The following is a 20,609-nucleotide window of genomic DNA, read 5'->3' on the forward strand; positions in this document are numbered from 1 at the left end:
CTCTCCGTATCCCCACGCCCGCGACACCACCCGCGACATCTACGCGAACTAAGACGGAGACTTTTGTGAGCTTGACGCAGCTTGACCGTGTTCCCATCCGCCGTGCACTGATCTCGGTTTACGACAAGACGGGACTGGAGGAGCTCGCGAAGGGCCTGCACGCAGCCGGCGTCGCAATCGTTTCCACCGGCTCCACCGCCAAGAAGATCGCCGCCGCAGGCATCCCGGTCAAGGAAGTCGAAGAAGTCACCGGCTCCCCGGAAATGTTGGACGGCCGCGTCAAGACCCTGCACCCCCGCGTGCACGGCGGCATCCTGGCCGACCGTCGCGTCCCGGCGCACATGGACACCCTCGCCGGTATGGAAATCGAGACGTTCGACCTCGTCGTGGTGAACCTGTACCCGTTCGTCGAGACGGTGAAGTCCGGCGCAGCACAGGACGATGTGGTTGAGCAGATCGACATCGGAGGCCCCGCCATGGTGCGTTCGGCTGCGAAGAACCACGCCGCCGTCGCCATCGTCACGGACCCCAACTTCTACGGCGCAGTAGTTGCCGCCGCACAACAAGGCGGCTTCGACCTCAACACCCGTCGCCGCCTGGCCGCCAAGGCCTTCGCACACACGGCCAGCTACGACAATGCCGTGGCAACCTGGACCGCCAGCCAGTTCCTGGATGAAGACGGCGACGGCATCATCGACTGGCCTGCGTACGCCGGCCTGTCGCTTGAGCGTTCCGAGGTCCTTCGCTACGGCGAAAACCCGCACCAGCAGGCGGCGCTGTACGTGGACAAGGCTGCTCCGGCCGGCATCGCCCAGGCTGACCAGCTGCACGGCAAGGCCATGAGCTACAACAACTTCGTCGACGCCGATGCCGCCCTCCGCGCCGCGTTCGACTTCTCCGAGCCTGCCGTCGCCATCATCAAGCACGCCAACCCGTGTGGCGTTGCTGTCGGTTCCGCCGAGTCTGCTGACCCGATCGCAGATGCTCACGCCAAAGCCCATGCTTGCGACCCCGTTTCCGCATTCGGTGGCGTGATCGCCGCCAACCGCACGGTGACTGCCGGCATGGCCCGAACGGTTGCCGACATCTTCACCGAGGTTGTCATCGCTCCGGACTTCGAGCCCGAAGCCGTAGAGATCCTCTCCAAGAAGAAGAACATCCGCCTCCTCGCGCTCCCGGAAGGCTACGGCCGCTACCCCTCCGAGATGCGCCAGGTCTCCGGCGGCGTCCTGGTCCAGATGAGCGACAAGGTGGACGCCGACGGCGACAACCCCGCCAACTGGACCCTCGCCGCAGGTAAAGCTGCCGACGATAAGACGCTCGCGGACCTCGCCTTCGCCTGGACCGCTTGCCGCGCCGCCAAGTCCAACGCCATCCTGATCGCAGATCACGGCGCCGCAGTCGGCATCGGTATGGGTCAGGTCAACCGCCTGGACTCCTGCCGCCTTGCCGTCGAGCGCGCCAACACGCTTGGCGTGCAGGTGGAGTCCGACGTCGAAGGTGCCGGCGGTGCCTCCAACGCCAGCGGCGGCGACGCACCTGAGCGTGCACGCGGCGCCGTGGCAGCATCGGACGCTTTCTTCCCGTTCGCTGATGGCCTGCAGATCCTGATCGACGCCGGTGTCCGGGCCGTTGTCCAGCCCGGCGGCTCTGTCCGCGACGAGGAAGTCATTGCCGCAGCCAACGCTGCCGGCATCACAATGTACTTCACGGGCGCACGCCACTTCTTCCACTAGTCCCCACCGCCGCCCTAACCTCGCTGCGCTTCGGCCAGGGAACCCGGGCGGCGTGGGCCCATCCGCAGTAGGAACACAACGGCGGCCGCCCCCGGTAGGGAGCGGCCGCCGTCGTCGTTAGCACGCACTTAACAGGGACGTGCCAGAAAAATCAGGACCGTTACGAAGCCGCCGCCGTGGTGTAGGTGGACTGGATGACGGAGCCCCAGTACGGGCCGTACATGGTGTTGGAGTTGCTGCCGTAGCCGTAGCTGTTGATCGAGTTCTGGTAGCCGGCGGAGCTGTTACCGATGAACCACGGACCACCTGAGGATCCACCGGTCATGTTGCAGGGGATGCCCTGGGTGGCGAACTGCGGGTTGTAGGGATCGTTGGTGGCGGTGCCGGAGCAGCTCTTGAGCGATTCGCCGTTGAACGGAGGGGCTGCCGGGTAGCCGAAGGACTTGTAGCTTAGGCCTCGGGCGGCGTTGAACTGGACACCGGAGGAGCCTACGACATCCGCAAGTCGCTGGCCATTGAGGGTGTTCATGACGGCGAAGGCGGTGTCGTACTGCATGTTGCCGTTGGATGCCCATTGGGTGGGGGAGTACAGCGCCCTTGCTGTCCACTTGCCGTAGGGTGCGGACCCGTTGAGGTAGGCGGGTACGAAGACGAAGTTGGTGGCGTAGGCGCCTGGTCCTTCGTTGACGCAGTGGCCTGCAGTGGAGACGGTGCTCTTGTTGGCTGCCGTGACGGAGTTGCCGGAGCAAACGTAATTTGAGCCGCCCAGTGTGAAGAAGATCTTGCCGATATGCTTGACGGGCGTTTCGCTCTGGTTGACCTTGAGGTTGATGGCCTTGGAGTCGGTGGACGCCTGCTGGCCTTCGACGCTCTTAAGGACGCCCGGGGCTTCGATGACCGGGGCTTTTCCGAGGTTGAGGAGCCGGCCGCGGTCCAGTGCCTTGGTGGCGAGGATGTCGCCGGACTTGGCGTTCTTCATGCGTTCCGGGGTCCAGTAGTCTGCGGCGCCGTTGTCCGACGCTACATGGCTGCTGACCGCAACGCCGCTGGGGTCTGTGGTGTTAACCGGAGCCGCATTGGCGCTGGTGGTTCCAACCAGGGCAAGGATTGCGGCAGCGGACAGACTCAGCAGGCTTGTGGCCAGGGTCTTGGTTTTTGTCACGTTGTTCCAACCTATCGAGGGAGTGGGGCGGCCAGTGATGGCGACCGCCGACTGACGGAATCGAAGCTACCCAACGTGTGACAAGTTTGTAAAGACTTGTTTCACATTTTGTGATATTTTGCTTTCACTTCTTGTCACACGCCAAGGAGCAATGCTCGACGCCGGTCGGCAGCTTCGGCGGCAAGGCCGCCGTCGGGCGTGAATCGCTTTCTTGAACAGGTAACGAACACGTGATCCCGGACACGAAGGGCGGCCAATCGAGCCTACTCGGGTAAGTTTAGAGATGTTGAAATCTGCAGACTTTCAGGGAGAACCCCGCCAATGGCCAAGATTATCTATACCCACACAGACGAAGCGCCGATGCTGGCTACCTACTCATTCCTGCCGATTGTGGAAGCGTATGCCTCGACCGCAGGTGTGGAGGTCGAGACCCGCGATATTTCGCTGGCAGGCCGCATCATCGCCGTTTTCGGCGATTTCCTGACTGAAGAGCAGCGCACGGGCAACGCCCTGGCTGAACTTGGCGACCTGGCAAAGCAGCCGGAAGCCAACATCATCAAGCTGCCCAACATCAGCGCCTCCGTGCCGCAGCTCAAGGCTGCCATCGCTGAGCTCCAGTCCCAGGGCTTCGCGCTCCCGGACTACCCGGACAACCCCTCCTCGGACACCGAGACGGATATCCGCTCGCGCTACGACAAGATCAAGGGTTCCGCTGTGAACCCGGTGCTGCGCGAAGGCAACTCTGACCGCCGCGCACCCCTGTCGGTAAAGAATTACGCCCGTCAGAACCCGCACTCCATGGGTGCCTGGTCTGCCGATTCCAAGACCAACGTTGCCACCATGGGCCAGAACGATTTCCGCTCCAATGAGAAGTCCGTTGTGCTCAAGGGTGACGATTCCCTCACCATCCAGCTGGTCCGCGAAGACGGCACCACCAAGGTCCTCAAGAAGGATTTCCCCGTCCTGGCCGGCGAAGTTGTGGACGCTACCGTCCTGCGCGCAGACGCCCTGGACGAGTTCCTCAAGGCCCAGGTTGCCCGTGCCAAGGAAGAGGGCATCCTCTTCTCCGCACACCTGAAGGCCACCATGATGAAGGTCTCGGACCCCATCATCTTCGGCCACGTGGTCAAGGCTTACTTCTCCGAGCTGTTCGATACTTATGGCAAGCAGCTCGCAGCCGCAGGCATCAGCCCGAACAACGGCCTCGCAGCCATCCTCAGCGGCCTTGAAGACCTGCCGGAAGACGTCCGCGAAGGCGTTAAGGCAGCCATCACCAAGGGCCTCGAAGACGGTCCTGCATTGGCAATGGTTGACTCGGACAAGGGCATCACGAGCCTGCACGTTCCGTCGGACATCATCGTCGACGCCTCCATGCCGGCCATGATCCGCTCCTCCGGCCACATGTGGGGCCCGGACGGCAAGGAAGCAGACACCCTCGCTGTCATCCCGGACAGCTCCTACGCCGGCGTCTACCAGGTTGTCCTGGACGACTGCCGTGCGAACGGCGCGTTCGATCCCACCACCATGGGCACCGTTCCCAACGTGGGCCTCATGGCACAGGCAGCCGAGGAATACGGCAGCCACGACAAAACCTTCGAAGTCCAGGCAGCCGGCACCATGCAACTGGTGGACAGCAAGGGCAACGTCCTCACTGAGCACCAGGTTTCCCCGGGCGACATCTGGCGGGCATGCCAGACCAAGGATGTCCCCGTCCGCGACTGGGTCAAGCTTGCCGTCAACCGCGCCCGCGCTTCCCAGACCCCGACCGTTTTCTGGCTGGACAAGGGCCGCGCGCATGACGCCAACCTCATCGCCAAGGTCAACGAGTACCTCAAGGACCACGACACCGAGGGCCTGCAGATCGAGATCATGTCCCCGGAGGAGGCCACAGCCTTCACCCTGGATCGCATCCGCAAGGGCGAGGACACCATATCCGTCACCGGTAACGTCCTCCGCGACTACCTCACGGACCTGTTCCCGATTCTTGAGCTCGGCACCAGCGCCAAGATGCTTTCGATCGTTCCGTTGATCAACGGTGGTGGCCTCTTCGAGACCGGCGCCGGCGGATCCGCTCCCAAGCACGTCCAGCAGCTGATCAAGGAAAACCATCTCCGCTGGGACAGCCTGGGTGAATTCCTTGCCCTGGCAGTTAGCTTCGAGCACCTCGCCACCACCACTGGCAACGCCCGCGCCCAGGTCCTTGCCGACACACTGGACCGCGCCACGGGTACGTTCCTGCTCGAAAACAAGTCCCCGCGCCGCAGTGTTGGCGAGCTGGACAACCGTGGAAGCCACTTCTACCTGGCCATGTACTGGGCACAGGAACTGGCCAAGCAGACTGAGGATGCAGAGCTTGCCAAGGACTTCGCTGCCATCGCTGACGCCCTGACCTCCAACGAGGAAGTCATCGTCGGCGAGCTGAACGCAGTCCAGGGTCCCGGCGTCGATCTGGGCGGCTACTACCGTCCGGATGCTGCCAAGGCCGCTGAAATCATGCGCCCGTCGGCTACGTTCAACAAGGTCGTCGCGACCCTGAGCTAGTTCCCAACTGACTCGCAGTTGTGGTTGTTTTGAGAGCTCATAACAACCACAACTGCGGGTCAGTTGCTGTTTAACGGTCGGCCAGGAACCGCTGAGGTGCCACGCCGCCGTCGACGATGTCTTTCAGCACCCGGCCAATTGCGGGTGTGAACTTGAATCCATGCCCGGAGAAGCCTGCGCCCACCACCAGCGGTCCAAAGCGATCCAGCACGAAGTCCTCCGTGGGCGTGGTGGTGTAGGTGCAGCTGATGGGAACCGCGGTTGAAGGGTCGACGCCGGGAAGCCACTCCTGCGCGTATCGCACCAAGGCATCGAGCTGCTCGGGTATGGGCTGGAAGGTGCGCTCGTCCGGGTCCATGACGGGGCCGACCCCATGCCAGCCAGCTTTCACGCCTTCGCCTGGTGTGAGCATCCCGTAAACGGGGCTGTACCAGTACTCATACGCCGGATCATCCACGTCCGGGCTGTGGTTGAAGCTTGGCCACACCAGCGTGTTGTCCACGGGGGTGAAGTGCGCGGGCTGCTCCTGCGTGACGACCAACGGAGGTAGCTTCGCGTGTTCACCGAGCAGCTTGTTGGTCCACGCGCCGGCGGCGACTACCACGCGGTTGGCTGTGTACTCGGTCTCCTCCGTCACCACCACCACGGTTTCGGCGCCGTCGATGCGGATGTCGTGGACCGGCGTCGAGTATTTGAAGATGGCGCCATGGGACTCGGCTGCCTTTCGAAGTGCCACCAGCGCGTTGGCCGAACGGATGCGTCCAGAGCCCGGAACGAAAAGCACATCGGTGGCGAAGTTCATGCCTTGCCACCGGTCCATCGCCTCGTCCGCTGAGATGAAGTAGCTCTCTATTCCGCGCTCCTGGTGGGCTGCCCGGACGGTCAGGAGTCGCTCGACGTTGCCGTGGTTCGCCAGCCCCACCAAGTCCAGCAGCGGCGCCCCGGTTTCCGCAGCAAGCTCATCCCAGAGGGTCTTGGCTTCGGCGAGAAGGTCCAGGTAGTCGGCCTCGGCGTAGGCGGTGTTGAAGTTGCGGGTGGCGCCGTGGGAAGCCCCGATGTGGTGACCGGCCTCGAACTGCTCCAACAGGACCACGGACTTACCGCTCCGGGCCAACTGCCACGCGGCGGCCGATCCCATTGCTCCTCCGCCAACAACTACGACGTCCACCATGCCTGCTCCATCCACCTTGGCCCACTATCAGGTTCCATTCTGCCCCCTGGTTGGGTTGGCACTTGGTGGGAAGGCATGGAAGATTGGGACGGGTGAAATTCCTTCACCCGTCTCCCAAGTCCTCTGCCCGCGGTGTCACGATCCTGCGCGTGGTGTTTGGCGCACTGATCATGGTGCACGGCATCCAAAAGTTCATGGCCGGACACGCCGCCTTTGCTGCCTCGGTTGCTGCCATGGGGGTGCAGAAGCCCGAGATCGTCGCCTGGCTGGTTATCGCAGGCGAAATCGGATTGGGACTGCTCCTGGTCCTCGGCGCTTTGACCAGGGTGGCCGGCTTCCTTGCGGCAATCATGTTCGCCGGCATTTGGTTCGTGACGGAAGCAGGCAAACCGCTGCTCACGGACAAGTCCGGGGTCACGGCGGAGCTTTTGATCATCTACGTTGCCATTTCCGTGGCGTTTGTGTTCCTGGGTCCCGGCGCGTGGTCACTGGATCGGAAGCTGGCCAGGCAGCCGATGGGCCAGAGGCGTTAATACAGCCGGGTTAACTCCCGACGGCGGCACTCACCGGCGGGCCAACCTCACCGACCGGCCAATCTCACCGCGCGTCGTTCGGGTACCGGATGCCCAACTGTGACCGCACGCCGTCGAACAAGCGCATGACGTTGATGGAGTCCTCCAACGGCATCACGGGGCTCTCCGTCAGGCCCTGCTGAATGCAGCGGGTCACTTCGCGGAGTTCGTAGGTGTAGCCCACGCCCACCACATCGAACCGTTCGTGCCGCGGCTCGTCCCAACCAACACGTATCAGCAGTTCGCGTGGATTGTTCACGGAACCTACGGTCTGCAGATATCCGAGCCCGCCGGCTACCGTTGCAGTCCTGGGTCCATGGGCGGTCAGGGACGACGTCAGCTGCGCCTGGGCGCCGCTGGCGTAACCGAGTGTCAACGCATTCTGGGTGTCAACGCCGTCCTCGTTCAGGGTGCCGATCGCGGCAACAGACTGTGGGAAGCCCAATGTTCCCAGGGCCCAGAGCAGCGGGTAGACGGTGATGTCCAATAGCGCGCCGCCACCGTCATTGAGTGCCCAGATGCGGGCGGAGGGATCGTAGGGCGCAGGGAATCCGAGGTCCGCGCTGACCCACTGGGTGTGCCCGATTTCCCCTGATGCGGCGATGGAAAAGGCGCGCTGCATGCTGGGCAGGAACCGGCTCCAGACGGCCTCCATGAAGAACACCTTGTGCTCGCGGGCCAACTTCACCAGCTCGGTGGCTTCGCGGGCGTTGATGGTGAGGGCTTTCTCGCAGAGGACATGCTTGCCGGCCCGGAGTGCGGCTGCCGCAATCTGGAAGTGCTGGGCGTGGGGTGTGGCCACGTAAACCACGTCCACGGCCGGATCGTCGAACAGCCGCTGGTAGCCGGGGACGCCGGCGTCGTTCCCGTAGGCCTTGGCGAAACCAAGGGTGTGCGCAAAAGCGTCCGCGGCTGCCTGGGTCCTGGAGCTCACCGCGTAGAGTTCTGCATCCTCCAGCAGGGAGAGGTCCTGGGAAACGCTGTTGGCGATGTTGCCCGTGGACACCACTCCCCAGCGCAAACGGCGGCCGGTGGCAGCCCGGGGATCCTGGTTGGTCTGGCTGGACAGCCACGGTTTGGCGATAGGAAGCGTCATGACTGCCATCCTCTCATTCGCGGCCCAGCTAGCTGGGGAGTTGCAGCTGCTCCAAGTCTGCGATGGTTCCGTTGGATTCAAAAGTGAGCTTCACGTTGACCACATAGGCGCCGGCTTTCTTGAGGTCGGGCACCCAGATTTCAGCAACCCCGGCGTCATGCTCTGTTGTCGCCTGGATTCTGTAGGCGAGGTTATCCGCCTTCCAACTATCGGAGACGTCAACGCCGTCCAAGGACCACGTCAGCAGCATGGGGACCCGGGCAAGCCCCACCAAGTCAACCCTGACGGCTATCGTCCAACCACGGGGATCCTTACCCTGGGTGCTGTCGATGATGATTACTTCCTCCATTGCCTTCACGAGTTCCGCGGCCGCTTGGTCGGCTGGAAGCAGTTCGCCATTCTGGTTGACCGTCACTGGGGGAAGGAGGGCCGGGAGGATGATCAGGGCATCGGGGACATAGCCCTCGAGTACTTTTTGTTCCTTCACAGCGGTGCGATACGCCTGCGACGGAGGGCGGGGGATATTCTTGTTCGCCATGGTGGGGGAACCGGTTGAGGTGGCGGTGGTCGTGGCGGACGTGGTGGAAGTAGTCGGGGTAACCGTCGGGGTTGTGGGCGGACTGGTGGTTGGATGGGCTGTGGTCGGAGTGGGCTTGGTAGTTCCCGAAGAGCCAGCCAAATTCGCGCTGTAGGCGGGTAGGTTCAGACCAACCGCGGCCGCAGGACTCAGGTTGAGGTCCTTGCCGAGGTCCGCCGGGGCAAAAGCAGCCAAAGAGGTCTGCTTGACGATGGTGACGGACTCGATGTTTGCCACGTCTTCGATGTTGGGCGGGAACAGCCGGTCCCACAGGGCGAAGATACTGATGAGGGCCGCCGCCAATGCTCCCGCCGTAATGACGAGTGCCTTGCCGCTTCGGTACCAGGGAGTGACTCTGCCCGGTTCACGGTGTTGGGGCACGCACACCACCTCCTACGCCTGCTCACAGAATGCTCCGCGTCCAGAAGCGCGTCAACCCGCGTTGGCACTCAGTTCCCGAACGTGTCAAGTCATACGAATGGCAGGCGCACTAAAGATCCTCGCCTAGGCTGAGGTAATCATCCCTCGCAGAGGTTCTGTGGGGAGTTACCGAAATGGAGCAGGGATGGGTATTTTTCGGCGTGTCATTTTGCCGGTTACCTGGCTGGTGGTTTTCGCAATTATTGCGGTGGCTTTGGTCAAGATCGCTTTCGTAGATGGCCTTAAGCCGTCTGATTCCGGGCCGGCGCCCTTGGCGCAAGTGGACATCCCGGTGGTCCCGGCCACGCGAGCTACGGTCACCAATACTGTGGAAATCAAGGGCACCGTCCAGAGCGACGCAGGCGATCCGGTCCGGAGCACGTCCGCGGGCAAGGTCATCAAGGTTTTTGTCGAACAAGGCGCTGCGGTGGCCAAGGGCGATGCCCTGTTCCAGGTTAAGGCCGAGCGCGCAGTGACAGCTACGCAGCCGTCCAAGGATGGAATGTCCTCGACGCCGAAGCCCGTCTTTGACTACTTCGACATCCTTGCCCCCAGCGGCGGGACCCTGCAGTCCTTGACCACGCTGATCGACCAACAAGTGAGCGTCGGGGAAAGCGTCGGCAAGATCGACCCCGGCACCTACACCGTGGCCGGCTCAGTAACCGCCGCCCAGCAGTACCGCCTGCTCGGCAAGCCGGGCCCGGCGGAGATCGCTTTGGTGGGTGGACCGGCGCCGTTCCAGTGCACCGAAGTGACACTGAAGAACAACGCTTCCGACGACGGCGGAGGCGGCTCGGGTGGTTTGTCGTCCACAGGCGGAGGTGCTGGGATGGGCGTCGGCGGGGCAGTGGCAATCCCCGGCGGAGGCGGTGGCCAGTCGCAGGAAGGTGGCACGCCCACGGGAACGCTTAGTTGCGCAATCCCGGCTGGGCATGAGGTCTTCGCAGGCCTTGGAGCGACCATGACCGTGAGTGCTGGAGTCGCCGCTGATGTGGTGACTGTTCCTTTGACCTCGGTGAAGGGCAGCGTGAAGGACGGCATTGTCTGGATAGCGGGCGCAGCCGGGAGCGGCGCAGCCCCCGAGCAGCGCACGGTCCAGCTGGGCCTGAATGATGGTGCGTTGGTTGAAGTGGTTTCAGGGCTGGCCGAGGGCGAGCAAGTGCTTGAGTTCGTGCCCGGGGCTCCAGCTGTCCCAGGTCCCATGATGGGGCCGGGACAAGCCGTCTACGGACCGGCAGGCTGAAGCGCATGACAGGAACAGCAGAGGTAGTAGAAAGCAACAAGGAAACCCTCGTCAGTCTCCGTTCAGTCACCCGTTCGGTGACGCTGCCGGATGAGCAGCAACTGCACATTCTCCGCGGCATCGATCTTGAGGTCCAGAGCGGTGATCACACCGCCATTGTTGGCCGTTCAGGATGCGGAAAATCGACGCTGCTCAACCTCTTGGGCCTCCTGGATGTCCCCACGTCCGGTGAGCTGGAATTCCTCGGCAACCCTGCCGAGCGGCTGAGCAGCAACGCCCGTGCCCGCCTGCGTGGATCAACGGTGGGTTTCGTGTTCCAGCAATTCAACCTGTTGCCGGGCCGCAATGCCCTGGACAATGTCATCACGCCGCTCTTTTACGCCAAAGGCCGCGAGTTCTGGCGCCGGCGTGAACTGGCCATGGACATGCTGGACCGCGTGGGCCTGGCAGCGCGGGCCAACACCATGCCGAACATGCTTTCCGGTGGGGAGCAGCAGCGTGTGGCGATCGCCCGGGCGTTGGTCCGCAGGCCACGGCTAATTCTGGCGGATGAACCAACAGGCGCCTTGGACGTGGAAACCGGACAGGCTGTCATGGCATTGTTGGACACCGTGGCCACGGAAACCGCGGCCGCACTTGTGACCATCACGCACGATACCAATGTGGCCGCCCTGGCACGCGCCTGCTATCGATTGGACGCCGGAGTGCTCACGCCGCTGACAGTTGCCGAAACAGCAGGAGTCAGCGCATGACCGGCTTCATGTCCACGATGGTGGAAGCATGGCAGGAACTCAGGATCAACAAGGTCCGCATCCTCTTGGCCCTCCTCGGCGTGGCACTTTCCGTGGCAGCGTTGACGTCGGTGGTAGGAATCGGCAGCCTGGTCCGTGAAGGGATCAAGGTGCAGTCCGAACGCAACGGTGGCCGCGTGGCCACCCTGGCACTGAGTGTGAACGGCCCATCTTCGCCTGATCCTGCGAAACTGGAGAAGGTCTATGAAGGCATTCAACAGCGCTTTGGCATCACCACGTCCACCCATGTGGGCAGGACCCAGGCGGGCTTCCAGTTTCCGCGTGGGGTGACCAACGTGGACGTGACCATCGTGGACATTGGATACGGCATCATCCACCGCGTACCGCTCACCCAGGGAACCTGGTTCGCCGCCGACGACGACCAACGGCTCGCACCCGCCGTCGTCGTCTCCGAAGCGTTCTACAACCAGGCGGGAACGCCCAACCTGACCACCAGCCCAACGGTGACCATCCCGGGGGATCACCCTGCCACTGCGGTGATTATCGGCGTCGTGCCTGATGCCTATCCGCAGCAACCGCCAGCCGCTTTCATCCTCACCGCCGGTGCCGCGATGAGCGGAATGGAATCCCAAATGTCCGAGTTCAAGGTGTGGGTGGGGGAGGACCAGGCCGATTCCCTGGCCGCCGCTATCTCCGCGGACCTTCAAGGTCAATTTCCCGGGTACTACGCGCAAGCCAGCCGAATGGACTTCGCCGCCTACGGTGACCCACTCGGACCGGCCCAATGGATCGTGGGCGGCGTAGCCGGACTGGTGCTCCTGCTCGGAGCCGTGGGAATGCTCAACATCTCCATGGTCACCGTGCGCTACAGGGTAAGGGAAATCGGTATCCGGCGAAGCTTCGGCGCGACGTCCGGCCGCATCTTCTTCGGCGTCATGATGGAATCCGTAGTAGCCACCGCGGTCGCCGGCCTGGTGGGCGTCATGCTGGCGGTAGCAGTGGTGAAGAACCCCTGGATCGAATCAAAGGTAGCGCCGGGATTGACCGAATACCCGTCCTTCCCCGTCGATGCCGCGCTCCTGGGCTTTGGCGCGGCTGTCCTTGTGGGCGCACTCGCCGGAGCCATTCCTGCGCTCGTGGCGGTGCGCGTCAAGGTCATCGATGCAATCCGCTTTTGACCTCCTCTGTAAGCCGGCCCTGCTGAAGCCGGAAGCAGCGGTCCGCTTTCTGCGCCAGGCTGCGGTCGTGGGTGACTACCAGGATGGTGGTGTTGTGGTCGCGGCTCAGTGAGCTCAGCAGTTCGATGATGTGCTCGCCGGTCTGCTCATCCAGGTTTCCCGTGGGCTCATCGGCAAGGATCAGCTTGGGCTCGTTGGCCAGCGCCCTCGCGATCGCGACGCGCTGCTGCTCGCCACCGGACAGGCGATTGATCCGGCGGGACTGCTTCTCCGGATCCAACTGCACCTGCTCCAGCAGTTCCTTGGCCCGTTTCAGCCGTGCAGCCTTGCGGACACCGGCGAACTCCATAGGCAGCATGACGTTGTCCACGGCGCTGAGGTTCGGGATCAGGTTGAACTGTTGGAACACGAAACCGATATCGCGGCGGCGGTACTCGGTCAGCTTGCTCTCCGGCAGCCCCGCCAAGCTCACGCCATCCACGACGACGTCGCCACTGGTTGGTTTGTCCAGCGCACCCAGGAGGGACAACAGTGTGCTTTTGCCGCTTCCGCTCTTGCCCACGATCGACGCCAGAGATCCCTTCTCCAGCTGGAAACTCACACCATTGACAGGCTTGATGGTCCTGTCACCGGACTTGAACTGACGGACCAGGTCCTTGACTTCAATCACGGCTATTCTCCTCGGAGTACTTCGATGGGACGGATGCGCGCGGTCAGCAAGGCCGGGACCAATGCGCCGATGATGGCCACGGTGAAGACCGCGGCGATGCCTGCAGCAATGACGCCGGGGGAGGCGCTCGCCGTGACGGACGTGAGCAGTTGGGAGGCCCCGCCAAATGGACCGCCCTGCCCACCGGCGAAGCCGCCGCCGGCAAAGCCACCCCCGCCAAAGCCGGCTCCGCGCTGGGTGGTTGGGGCCGCCGTCGTGGTGGTGTTTGAACTGATCAGCGCTGACGCGATACCGCCGCTGGCGAGCGACGCAATAGCCGCACCCACCACGCTGCCCAAGGCCACGAGGACCAGCGATTCAAGGACAAACTGCAGGCCGATAGTGCGGTTCCGGGCACCGATGGCCTTCAACACGCCAATTTCGCGGCGGCGCTCGCGGACCAACATCACCATGATCAGCAGGATGATCAGTCCGGCTGTAGCCAGTGCTGCAATGAACGCGACCAGGGAGATGTTCTTCACGCTGTCCAGCGAGCTGACCGCGGTTTCGAGGTTGCGCTGGCCTTGGGTGACGTCGGCCTTCCCGGTTCCCAAGGCGGACTGGACTGCCGTCTTGGTGCTGTCGACGTTCTCCATGCTGTTGACCGTGACGATCATGGTGGAGAGTTCGTCGGGAGTTCCCGCCAGGGTTTGGGCTTCCGGAAGGGTGACGTAGACGGCGTTGTTTCCGAAGGCGGTTCCGGCGTCGAAGATGCCCGCGACGGTGAACGTCTTGTCCTGGATGGTGAAGGTGGAACCCGCGGTGAGGTTGTTCTTTTGCGCCAGCGTCGTTCCCACCAGAGCCTTGGCCGCCGCCGTGGTGTAGTCGCCCAGGCCGGTGCCGCTGGTGATGTCCAGGGCCTTGCCAGCGCTGTCAACCTCGGCGCCGATACCCGTGGCCGTAATGGGAAGGGTGCGAACTCGTTGGGCGGTGCCTGTACCCCCAGTGTTACCCGCGGAGCCGTTGCGGTTGCCGAGGGTGCCGGCGTCGATGGCTGCCGTGAGGTTGGTGGTGACCGAAGGTTGCTGCCCACCGGGACCGAAACCGCCTTGAGCGGCCTGGGTGGTGCTTGTTTCTGCGGTCGCTGTCTGCAAACGCAGAGCCTTAGTGCCGACCACGGACGTAACGTTACTGACGGCGGCGGCCGTCTGAGCTTGAGCAGCGGTGAGCGGTTCGCCACCACCTTCGAAGCCCTGCCCGCCAGCCGGATTCACCGTCAGGGTGGTGCCCACGGAAGCGTTCAGCTCCTGGACCTTGGCACCCACGGCCTGGTTGGCCACAAGCATGGCCAATGCCAGGCCGATCGCTACGGCAAGCACGGCGACTACCGCGGCCGTTCTGATTTTGTTGCGGAAGGCATTGCCTACGCTTCGGGCAAGGACGCTCACGTTTCTCCTTTGGACCTGCTGAGTTCCGCAGACCGCTGGCGCGCGGGCTACAGGTCCAACACTGCTGAGCGCTGCTGTGCGGGAAGCCAGCCGAAGCTATGCGTGGGCTGTGAAAAGTGGCGGGCTCGTTAAGGAGCCAAAAACCCGTGCCGGGCTCAGAATCCTGAGCCCGGCACGGGTTCACCGTGCAGTCCTGGTGTCAGTGGGAGAAGTTTGCTGAGATTTCGGCGAGGGTGCGTCCCTTGGTCTCAGGCGCGAGCCATTGCGAGAGGACTGCGCCAAGCAATGCGACGGCGGCGGCTACGACCATGCTTGGGCCCAGGCCGATGTTGGCGATCGCCCATGGCAGGGCGAAGGTGCCGAGTGCGGCTCCGATGCGGCTGAAGGCCGCGGCGAAGCCCATGCCGATGCCGCGCAGGTGGCCGGGGAATACCTCGGCCGGATAGACCTGGGTCATCGTGGTGTAGCCGGCATTGAAGAAGGAGAAGGCGAGAAACAGTACGAGCACGATGATCGCTGGTGCGTCCGCCCAGACTCCGATGATCAGCAGGATGCCTGCGCAGAGCCACTGCCCGGGCACAGTGAGGATTCGGCGGCCGAGCTTATCAATCAGAAGTACGGTGATGACAACACCTGCGGCCGCAAGGGCGGACAGGCCGACTCCACCGGTCCAGCCGCCGAAGCCGAATTGGTCGAGCACGTCGTCGGCGAAGGTCGCGATCGCGAAGTACGGAGTGACCGCGCAGAACCAAAAGCCTGAGGTGAAGAGGGTGGCGCGCCAGTTCTGCTTCGAGAACAGCATTCCGAAGGAGGCGCCCTTGATTTTGGTCCTGCTCTTCGCGGCTTGGGCCTCCTGGATCATCCTCAGATCGATCTCACCGGTGATGCTGTCGTGCATTTGGGGCGATTCGACATATCTGTGTGCGATCGCGAGTGCTTCCTTGTGCCGTCCCTTCGTAATGAGCCAGCTCGGCGATTCGGGGAGGCCAATGCGGGCGAGGAACAGGACCAATGCGAGTATCGTGCTGGTGCCGATGACCAGGCGCCAGGGGGTGCCGGCGTCGTGGAGGAGCGTGCCGATGATGAATGCCATCATGAAACCGACGTACCAGGCGATCAGAGTCAGCCCGAGCAATCGCCCGCGCAGCTTCGGAGGGGAGAACTCTGATAGCAATGGCCCACCGATTGAGTACTCGCCGCCGATCGCGACGCCCATGAGGAACCGGATGGCGGCCAGCTGGATCACGGCCCCGTCTCCGGAGGTTACGAAGAACTGGGCCCCTGAAGCGACCAGGAACAGTCCCATGTCCACGAGGAACATGGGCTTGCGTCCGAACTTGTCAGTAGCCCAGCCGGCCAGCGGGGAGCCGACGAAGATACCGACCAGCGGGCCCGCGGCGATCATGCCCAGAGATAGTGCGTCGAGCTGGAGCTCTGACCGCATGAGTCCGGTGACGGGGCCGATAATTCCGAGGATGTAACCGTCGAGGAACATCCCACCGATGAAGACAGCGACGAGCCGCACCATAAAGCGGCGTTTGAACTTGGAGCTGGTCTCTTTTGATGTGGAGGTGTCGACGGAGTCCGTCGTCCTGGTCGGATGGATCATTGAGATTTGTTCCCTTCTGGCTTCAGCGCAAACCGTTGACGGCACCAGAGCGCCGTTTCATGGATGCACGGACAGCCGAAGCCCTTAGCGACCGGTGGACGATGCCGACTGGCTTGATGCCAGCCGATATGGCCGCGCAGGACTTGCGAGATGATTTCGGGTCGGCCACATGTGACATATGACTCATATATCAGAACTCTAAGGGTGCGATCCGCCCCGGTCAAGGGCTTGACAAGTTAATTGGTTGTATGTGGCCGCGTCCGCAAACTCCGGGATCGACGGACACAGAAGCATCGCGGAAAACGGTTCGGGCAAGCGAAAGCCCCGGCCCGCCGGCTGAATGCTGGCGGACCGGGGCTTGCTGTTGCTTGCTACTGCTTGGTGCTAAGCGGTGTTACTTGGTGATCGGCCCGAGTACCGGATCGTCCACGTAAGCCGTCTTGACGTTGGCTGCCGTCACGATCTGCGGCGGGAGCAGGTAAGCCGGAACAGTCTTGACACCGTTCTTGTAGGAATCCTTGTCGTTGATTTCCAGCTGCTTGCCAGCCTGCAGGTCCTTCACCATGGTGATGGCGTGCTCAACCAGCTTGCGGGTGTCCTTGTTGATGGTGGAGTACTGCTCGCCAGCCATGATCGACTTGACGGACTCAACCTCGGAGTCCTGGCCTGTTACCACGGGGAGCGGCTTGCCGGCGGCCTTGACGGACGTCAGCACTGCACGGGCCAGGGTGTCGTTCGGGGAGAGAACGCCATCCAGGGATGCGGTGCCGTAGCTGCCGGTCAGCAGGGTGTCAGCACGACGCTGGGCGTTTTCAGCCTTCCAGCCCTGGGTAACAGCCTGCTCGAAAGCAGTCTGGCCGGAGAGGACCTTGAGCGTTCCGTCGTCGATCTTCGGCTTCAGCACGCTCATGGCGCCGTCGAAGAACACCTTGGCGTTGGCATCATCCGGGGAACCCGCGAAGAGCTCGATGTTGTACGGACCGGAGGGCTTCTTGGCCTTCAATCCGTCCAGCAGGGCCTGGCCCTGCAGCACGCCGACCTTGAAGTTGTCGTACGCCACGTAGTAGTCCACGTTCTCCGTGTTCAGGAGCAGACGGTCGTAAGCAATGACCGTCGCGCCGGAGTCCTTGGCCTGCTTGAGCTGCGTACCCAGCTGCGCGCCGTCGATTGCGCCAACGATGATGACCTTGGCACCCTTGGTGACCATGGCGCTGATCTGGTTCTGCTGCTCGGACACGCCGCCGTTGGCGAACTGGACGTCGGCCTTGAAGCCGGCACCCTTGAGGCCGTCGTTGAACAGCTTCTCCGCGAGGACCCAGTTCTCACTGGTCTTCTGCGGAAGGGCGACGCCGATCAGCGAGTCCTTGGGGAACGCTTCCCCGCCAGCAGTGCTGCTGCTTGAGCCGCTGTCAGAGCGGCCGCAGGCTGTCAGCGCCAGTGCCGCGATGGCAGCTACTGCTGCTGCCTTTCCTGCTTTACCAAACATTCGCATATCTTGGTTCACTTTCTGTGTGGTGGGGTGGAGCGAGTCAGGCGGAAACCGGTCAGGCTTCCTTGGAGATGACCTCTTTGGTGGACGTGGTTTCGTCCGGCTTGATTTCGTTGTTGCGCTGGAAGTTCTTCAGCAGCAGGCCAGTGATGGAGCGCTTGCCCTGGGTCTTGTTGTAGACGTCGAAGGCAACAGCGATCAGCAGTACCAGGCCCTTGATGATCTGGGTGAGGTCGGCGCCTACGCCCAGGAGTTGGAGGCCGTTGTTCAGCACAGCCATCACCAGGCCACCGACGATCGAGCCGATCACGGTACCAACGCCGCCGGTAACTGCGGCGCCACCGATGAACACGGCTGCGATTGCGTCCAGTTCCCAACCGACGCCGTCAAAGGGACCGGATGCGGTGGAGCGGCCAACGAAGATCATGCCGGCGAGGCCTGCAAGGACGGACATGTTGAGCATGACCATGAAGTTGACCTTCTTGGACTGCACGCCGGACAGTTCTGCTGCGTGCCGGTTACCACCCACGGCGTAGACGTGGCGGCCCAGGACGGTCTTGTCAGCGATGAAACCGTAGATCAGGACCAGCACGGCCAGGATCAAACCGGGGATGGGGAAGGACGTTCCGGGGCGGCCGGTAGCGAACAGGTACGTGGCGTAGAGGATGGCACCGCAGATCAGGACCAGCTTGGTGACCTCAACCCAGAGCTCGGGGACATCTGCGCCCAGGGCCTTGTTGGTGGCGCGAGCCCGCAGGGACATGAGGACAACGAATGCCGCAGCCAGGATGCCCAGCAACAAGGTGAGATTGTTGAAGCCCGTGTTCGGGCCAATTTCAGGCAGGTAGCCAGAACCCAGGTACTGGAAGTCGCTGGGGACGGGGATGGTGTTGGATTTGCCTACGAACTGGTTGAAACCGCGGAACAGGAGCATGCCTGCCAGCGTCACGATGAAGGCAGGGATGCCCACATACGCTGTCCAGAATCCTTGCCAAGCCCCGATGATCGCTCCGAGTACAAGCCCGAACAGCACGCCCATGTACCAGGGAATACCCCAGTCCCGGATTGCGAGGGCCACGGAGACACCCACAAATGCGGCTACCGAGCCCACAGAGAGGTCGATGTGGCCGGCAATGATGACCAGGACCATGCCGATGGCCAGGATCAGGATGTAGGAGTTGCCGTTGAACAGGTTGATCACGTTGCCCGGGGTCAGCGTCCGGCCCTCGGTGAAGATCTGGAAGAAGACGATAAGTGCCACCAGGGCGAAGATCATGCCGAACTGGCGGGTATTGCCACCAAATAGCTTCTTGAGCGCGTTCATTGTTTTGGTCCTTGTGTCAGGAAGGGGTGAGTCTGGGCCAACAGGTCAGGCGGCCTTGCGGGAGGACGTCATGAGTTTCATGAGGCTTTCCTGGCTTGCTTCGTTTTTGTCCAGGACACCTGTGATGGCGCCCTCGAAGATGGTGTAGATGCGGTCGGACAGGCCCAGGAGTTCGGGGAGCTCCGAGGAAATGACAATCACTCCCTTGCCCTGGTTCGCCAGCCTCTGGATGATGCCGTAGATCTCGTACTTGGCGCCCACGTCGATCCCTCGGGTGGGCTCATCCAAAATAAGGAGATCCGGATCGGTGAACATCCATTTGGCCAGCACCACTTTCTGCTGGTTTCCCCCGGAGAGCTTGGCCACGCCTTCCTCCACCGACGGGGTCTTGGTGCGCAGGGATTTTCGGTACTCCTCGGCAACCGAGAACTCCTTGCGCTCGTCCACCACCGTGTACTTGCTGATCGCGCGGAGGTTTGCTGCAACCGTGGTGGCCTTGATGTCATCCAGCAGGTTCAGGCCGAGGGATTTCCGGTCTTCAGTGACGTAGCCCAGTCCGGCGTCGATGGCCGCACGGACGCTGCGAAGGTTGACCGGCTTGCCGTCCTTGTAAACCTGTCCTTTGATGAAGCGGCCATAGGAGTGACCGAAGAGCGAGCGGGCAAGTTCCGTGCGGCCGGCTCCCATCAGTCCCGCGAATCCCACGATTTCACCGCGTCGTACATAGAAGTTGGAGCCCTTGCAGATCAGGCGATCCTGGATCTGCGGGTGCGCCACGGTCCAGTCTTTGACCTCGAAGAAGACCTCACCGATTTTCGGCTCATGATCCGGGAATCGGGACTCGAGTGTCCGGCCCACCATGCCCTTGATGATGCGGTCTTCGTCAACGCCGTCCCGCTTGACGTTCAACGTTTCGATCGACTTGCCATCGCGAATGATGGTGATCTCGTCGGCAATCTGTTCGATCTCGTTGAGCTTGTGGGAAATGATGATCGAGGTGATGCCCTTGCCCTTCAGGCCCAGGATCAGGTCCAGCAGGTGCTGGGAGTCGGATTCGTTCAGGGCTGCTGTGGGCTCGTCCAGGATCAGCAGGCGGACGGACTTGTTCAGCGCCTTGGCGATTTCCACCAACTGCTGCTTGCCGACGCCAATTTCCTTGATGGGAGTGTCCGGGTCCTCACGGAGACCAACTCTGGCCAGCAGTTCCGTGGAGCGTTTCCGGGCCTCCGCCCAGTCGATAACACCCCACTTGGTCGGCTCGTTGCCCAGGAAGATGTTTTCCATGATGGACAGTTCAGGGATCAACGCCAGCTCCTGATGGATGATGACGATGCCTGCAGCTTCGCTTGCGCGGATGTCTTTGAATTGCTGCTTTTCGGCCATGTACACGATGTCTCCCGTGTAGCTGCCATAGGGGTAGACCCCGGAAAGAACCTTCATCAGCGTGGATTTTCCGGCGCCGTTTTCTCCACAGATAGCGTGGATCTCGCCGGCCTTTACGCGCAGGCTCACATTCGACAAAGCCTTCACGCCGGGAAATTCCTTCGTGATCGAGCGCATCTCCAAGAGGATGGGTTCGTCTTGCGTGTCAGGGGTTGTTGTCATTAGCCCTTACGCCTCCAATGCATGACTTCGTTGTCGC

Annotated in this window: 16 protein-coding genes; 6 read left to right on the forward strand and 10 right to left on the reverse strand. The window is 62.5% G+C overall.

Features of this window, described 5'->3' with window-relative positions:
* The first annotated feature begins 65 nt into the window (after positions 1 to 65).
* A complete protein-coding gene (purH, locus tag AB4Z15_RS06890; RefSeq protein ID WP_442016678.1) occupies positions 66 to 1,736 on the forward strand; it encodes a bifunctional phosphoribosylaminoimidazolecarboxamide formyltransferase/IMP cyclohydrolase in 1,671 nt (556 codons plus the stop codon).
* A 160-nt stretch (positions 1,737 to 1,896) separates the two neighbouring features.
* On the opposite strand, the gene AB4Z15_RS06895 is transcribed toward purH, so the two are convergent.
* Complete coding sequence (locus tag AB4Z15_RS06895) at positions 1,897 to 2,898, reverse strand: trypsin-like serine peptidase (RefSeq protein WP_442016679.1); 1,002 nt, start codon at positions 2,896 to 2,898, stop codon at positions 1,897 to 1,899.
* A gap of 321 nt (positions 2,899 to 3,219) precedes the next feature.
* On the opposite strand from AB4Z15_RS06895, the gene AB4Z15_RS06900 reads away from it, so the two are divergent.
* The gene (locus tag AB4Z15_RS06900; protein ID WP_442016680.1) at positions 3,220 to 5,439 is read left to right on the forward strand and encodes an NADP-dependent isocitrate dehydrogenase; all 2,220 of its coding nucleotides are present in this window, start codon (positions 3,220 to 3,222) and stop codon (positions 5,437 to 5,439) included.
* 70 nt (positions 5,440 to 5,509) lie between these two features.
* Here AB4Z15_RS06900 and AB4Z15_RS06905 read toward each other — a convergent pair whose 3' ends face one another.
* The gene (locus AB4Z15_RS06905) at positions 5,510 to 6,610 is read right to left on the reverse strand and encodes an FAD-dependent oxidoreductase (RefSeq protein ID WP_442016681.1); all 1,101 of its coding nucleotides are present in this window, start codon (positions 6,608 to 6,610) and stop codon (positions 5,510 to 5,512) included.
* Between the two features lie 92 nt (positions 6,611 to 6,702).
* On the opposite strand from AB4Z15_RS06905, the gene AB4Z15_RS06910 reads away from it, so the two are divergent.
* Positions 6,703 to 7,143, forward strand: a complete 441-nt coding sequence (locus AB4Z15_RS06910) for a DoxX family protein (protein WP_442016682.1) — start codon at positions 6,703 to 6,705, stop codon at positions 7,141 to 7,143.
* Positions 7,144 to 7,207: 64 nt separating this feature from the next.
* On the opposite strand, the gene AB4Z15_RS06915 is transcribed toward AB4Z15_RS06910, so the two are convergent.
* Positions 7,208 to 8,278, reverse strand: a complete 1,071-nt coding sequence (locus tag AB4Z15_RS06915) for a Gfo/Idh/MocA family protein (RefSeq protein ID WP_442016683.1) — start codon at positions 8,276 to 8,278, stop codon at positions 7,208 to 7,210.
* Positions 8,279 to 8,306: 28 nt separating this feature from the next.
* Complete coding sequence (locus tag AB4Z15_RS06920; protein ID WP_442016684.1) at positions 8,307 to 9,236, reverse strand: hypothetical protein; 930 nt, start codon at positions 9,234 to 9,236, stop codon at positions 8,307 to 8,309.
* A gap of 184 nt (positions 9,237 to 9,420) precedes the next feature.
* Here AB4Z15_RS06920 and AB4Z15_RS06925 point away from each other — a divergent pair, with 184 nt between their 5' ends.
* Genes AB4Z15_RS06925 through AB4Z15_RS06935 form a run of 3 tightly spaced genes read left to right on the forward strand, consistent with a single transcriptional unit; the run spans position 9,421 to position 12,448 of the window.
* Complete coding sequence (locus tag AB4Z15_RS06925) at positions 9,421 to 10,518, forward strand: hypothetical protein (RefSeq protein ID WP_442016685.1); 1,098 nt, start codon at positions 9,421 to 9,423, stop codon at positions 10,516 to 10,518.
* A 5-nt stretch (positions 10,519 to 10,523) separates the two neighbouring features.
* Positions 10,524 to 11,270 carry an ABC transporter ATP-binding protein gene (locus tag AB4Z15_RS06930; protein ID WP_442002591.1) on the forward strand — a complete coding sequence of 249 codons (747 nt, stop codon included), beginning with the start codon at positions 10,524 to 10,526 and terminating at the stop codon, positions 11,268 to 11,270.
* Positions 11,267 to 12,448, forward strand: a complete 1,182-nt coding sequence (locus tag AB4Z15_RS06935; protein ID WP_442016686.1) for an ABC transporter permease — start codon at positions 11,267 to 11,269, stop codon at positions 12,446 to 12,448. Before AB4Z15_RS06930 ends, AB4Z15_RS06935 begins: the two co-directional genes overlap by 4 nt.
* On the opposite strand, the gene AB4Z15_RS06940 is transcribed toward AB4Z15_RS06935, so the two are convergent.
* The 6 genes from AB4Z15_RS06940 to mmsA all read right to left on the reverse strand — a co-directional run bounded on the left by AB4Z15_RS06940 (position 12,426) and on the right by mmsA (position 20,572).
* Complete coding sequence (locus tag AB4Z15_RS06940) at positions 12,426 to 13,118, reverse strand: ABC transporter ATP-binding protein (RefSeq protein ID WP_442016687.1); 693 nt, start codon at positions 13,116 to 13,118, stop codon at positions 12,426 to 12,428. The genes AB4Z15_RS06935 and AB4Z15_RS06940 overlap by 23 nt on opposite strands.
* Before the next feature lie 2 nt (positions 13,119 to 13,120).
* Positions 13,121 to 14,545: an ABC transporter permease gene (locus AB4Z15_RS06945; protein ID WP_442016688.1), complete on the reverse strand. Its 1,425-nt coding sequence runs from the start codon at positions 14,543 to 14,545 to the stop codon at positions 13,121 to 13,123.
* 199 nt (positions 14,546 to 14,744) lie between these two features.
* On the reverse strand, positions 14,745 to 16,154 hold the full coding sequence (locus AB4Z15_RS06950; RefSeq protein ID WP_442016689.1) for an MFS transporter: 1,410 nt from the start codon (positions 16,152 to 16,154) through the stop codon (positions 14,745 to 14,747).
* A gap of 394 nt (positions 16,155 to 16,548) precedes the next feature.
* The gene (locus tag AB4Z15_RS06955; protein ID WP_442002705.1) at positions 16,549 to 17,646 is read right to left on the reverse strand and encodes a substrate-binding domain-containing protein; all 1,098 of its coding nucleotides are present in this window, start codon (positions 17,644 to 17,646) and stop codon (positions 16,549 to 16,551) included.
* A 52-nt stretch (positions 17,647 to 17,698) separates the two neighbouring features.
* Positions 17,699 to 18,967 carry a multiple monosaccharide ABC transporter permease gene (gene mmsB / locus AB4Z15_RS06960; protein ID WP_442016690.1) on the reverse strand — a complete coding sequence of 423 codons (1,269 nt, stop codon included), beginning with the start codon at positions 18,965 to 18,967 and terminating at the stop codon, positions 17,699 to 17,701.
* A 45-nt stretch (positions 18,968 to 19,012) separates the two neighbouring features.
* The gene (gene mmsA / locus AB4Z15_RS06965) at positions 19,013 to 20,572 is read right to left on the reverse strand and encodes a multiple monosaccharide ABC transporter ATP-binding protein (protein WP_442016691.1); all 1,560 of its coding nucleotides are present in this window, start codon (positions 20,570 to 20,572) and stop codon (positions 19,013 to 19,015) included.
* Positions 20,573 to 20,609 lie beyond the last annotated feature (37 nt).

The sequence above is a fragment of the Paenarthrobacter sp. 2TAF44 genome (genome assembly GCF_052114885.1).
In the GTDB taxonomy this organism is placed as follows: domain Bacteria; phylum Actinomycetota; class Actinomycetes; order Actinomycetales; family Micrococcaceae; genus Arthrobacter.

What these genes read in the sequence shown, in the direction of transcription:
- AB4Z15_RS06935 (WP_442016686.1), top strand. Translation starts at nt 11,267, where the DNA reads ATGACCGGCTTCATGTCCACGATGGTGGAAGCATGGCAGGAACTCAGG.
- AB4Z15_RS06930 (WP_442002591.1), top strand. Translation starts at nt 10,524, where the DNA reads ATGACAGGAACAGCAGAGGTAGTAGAAAGCAACAAGGAAACCCTCGTC.
- AB4Z15_RS06955 (WP_442002705.1), bottom strand. Translation starts at nt 17,646, where the DNA reads ATGCGAATGTTTGGTAAAGCAGGAAAGGCAGCAGCAGTAGCTGCCATC.
- AB4Z15_RS06915 (WP_442016683.1), bottom strand. Translation starts at nt 8,278, where the DNA reads ATGACGCTTCCTATCGCCAAACCGTGGCTGTCCAGCCAGACCAACCAG.
- AB4Z15_RS06905 (WP_442016681.1), bottom strand. Translation starts at nt 6,610, where the DNA reads ATGGTGGACGTCGTAGTTGTTGGCGGAGGAGCAATGGGATCGGCCGCC.
- mmsA (WP_442016691.1), bottom strand. Translation starts at nt 20,572, where the DNA reads ATGACAACAACCCCTGACACGCAAGACGAACCCATCCTCTTGGAGATG.
- AB4Z15_RS06925 (WP_442016685.1), top strand. Translation starts at nt 9,421, where the DNA reads ATGGGTATTTTTCGGCGTGTCATTTTGCCGGTTACCTGGCTGGTGGTT.
- AB4Z15_RS06950 (WP_442016689.1), bottom strand. Translation starts at nt 16,154, where the DNA reads ATGATCCATCCGACCAGGACGACGGACTCCGTCGACACCTCCACATCA.
- mmsB (WP_442016690.1), bottom strand. Translation starts at nt 18,967, where the DNA reads ATGAACGCGCTCAAGAAGCTATTTGGTGGCAATACCCGCCAGTTCGGC.
- AB4Z15_RS06900 (WP_442016680.1), top strand. Translation starts at nt 3,220, where the DNA reads ATGGCCAAGATTATCTATACCCACACAGACGAAGCGCCGATGCTGGCT.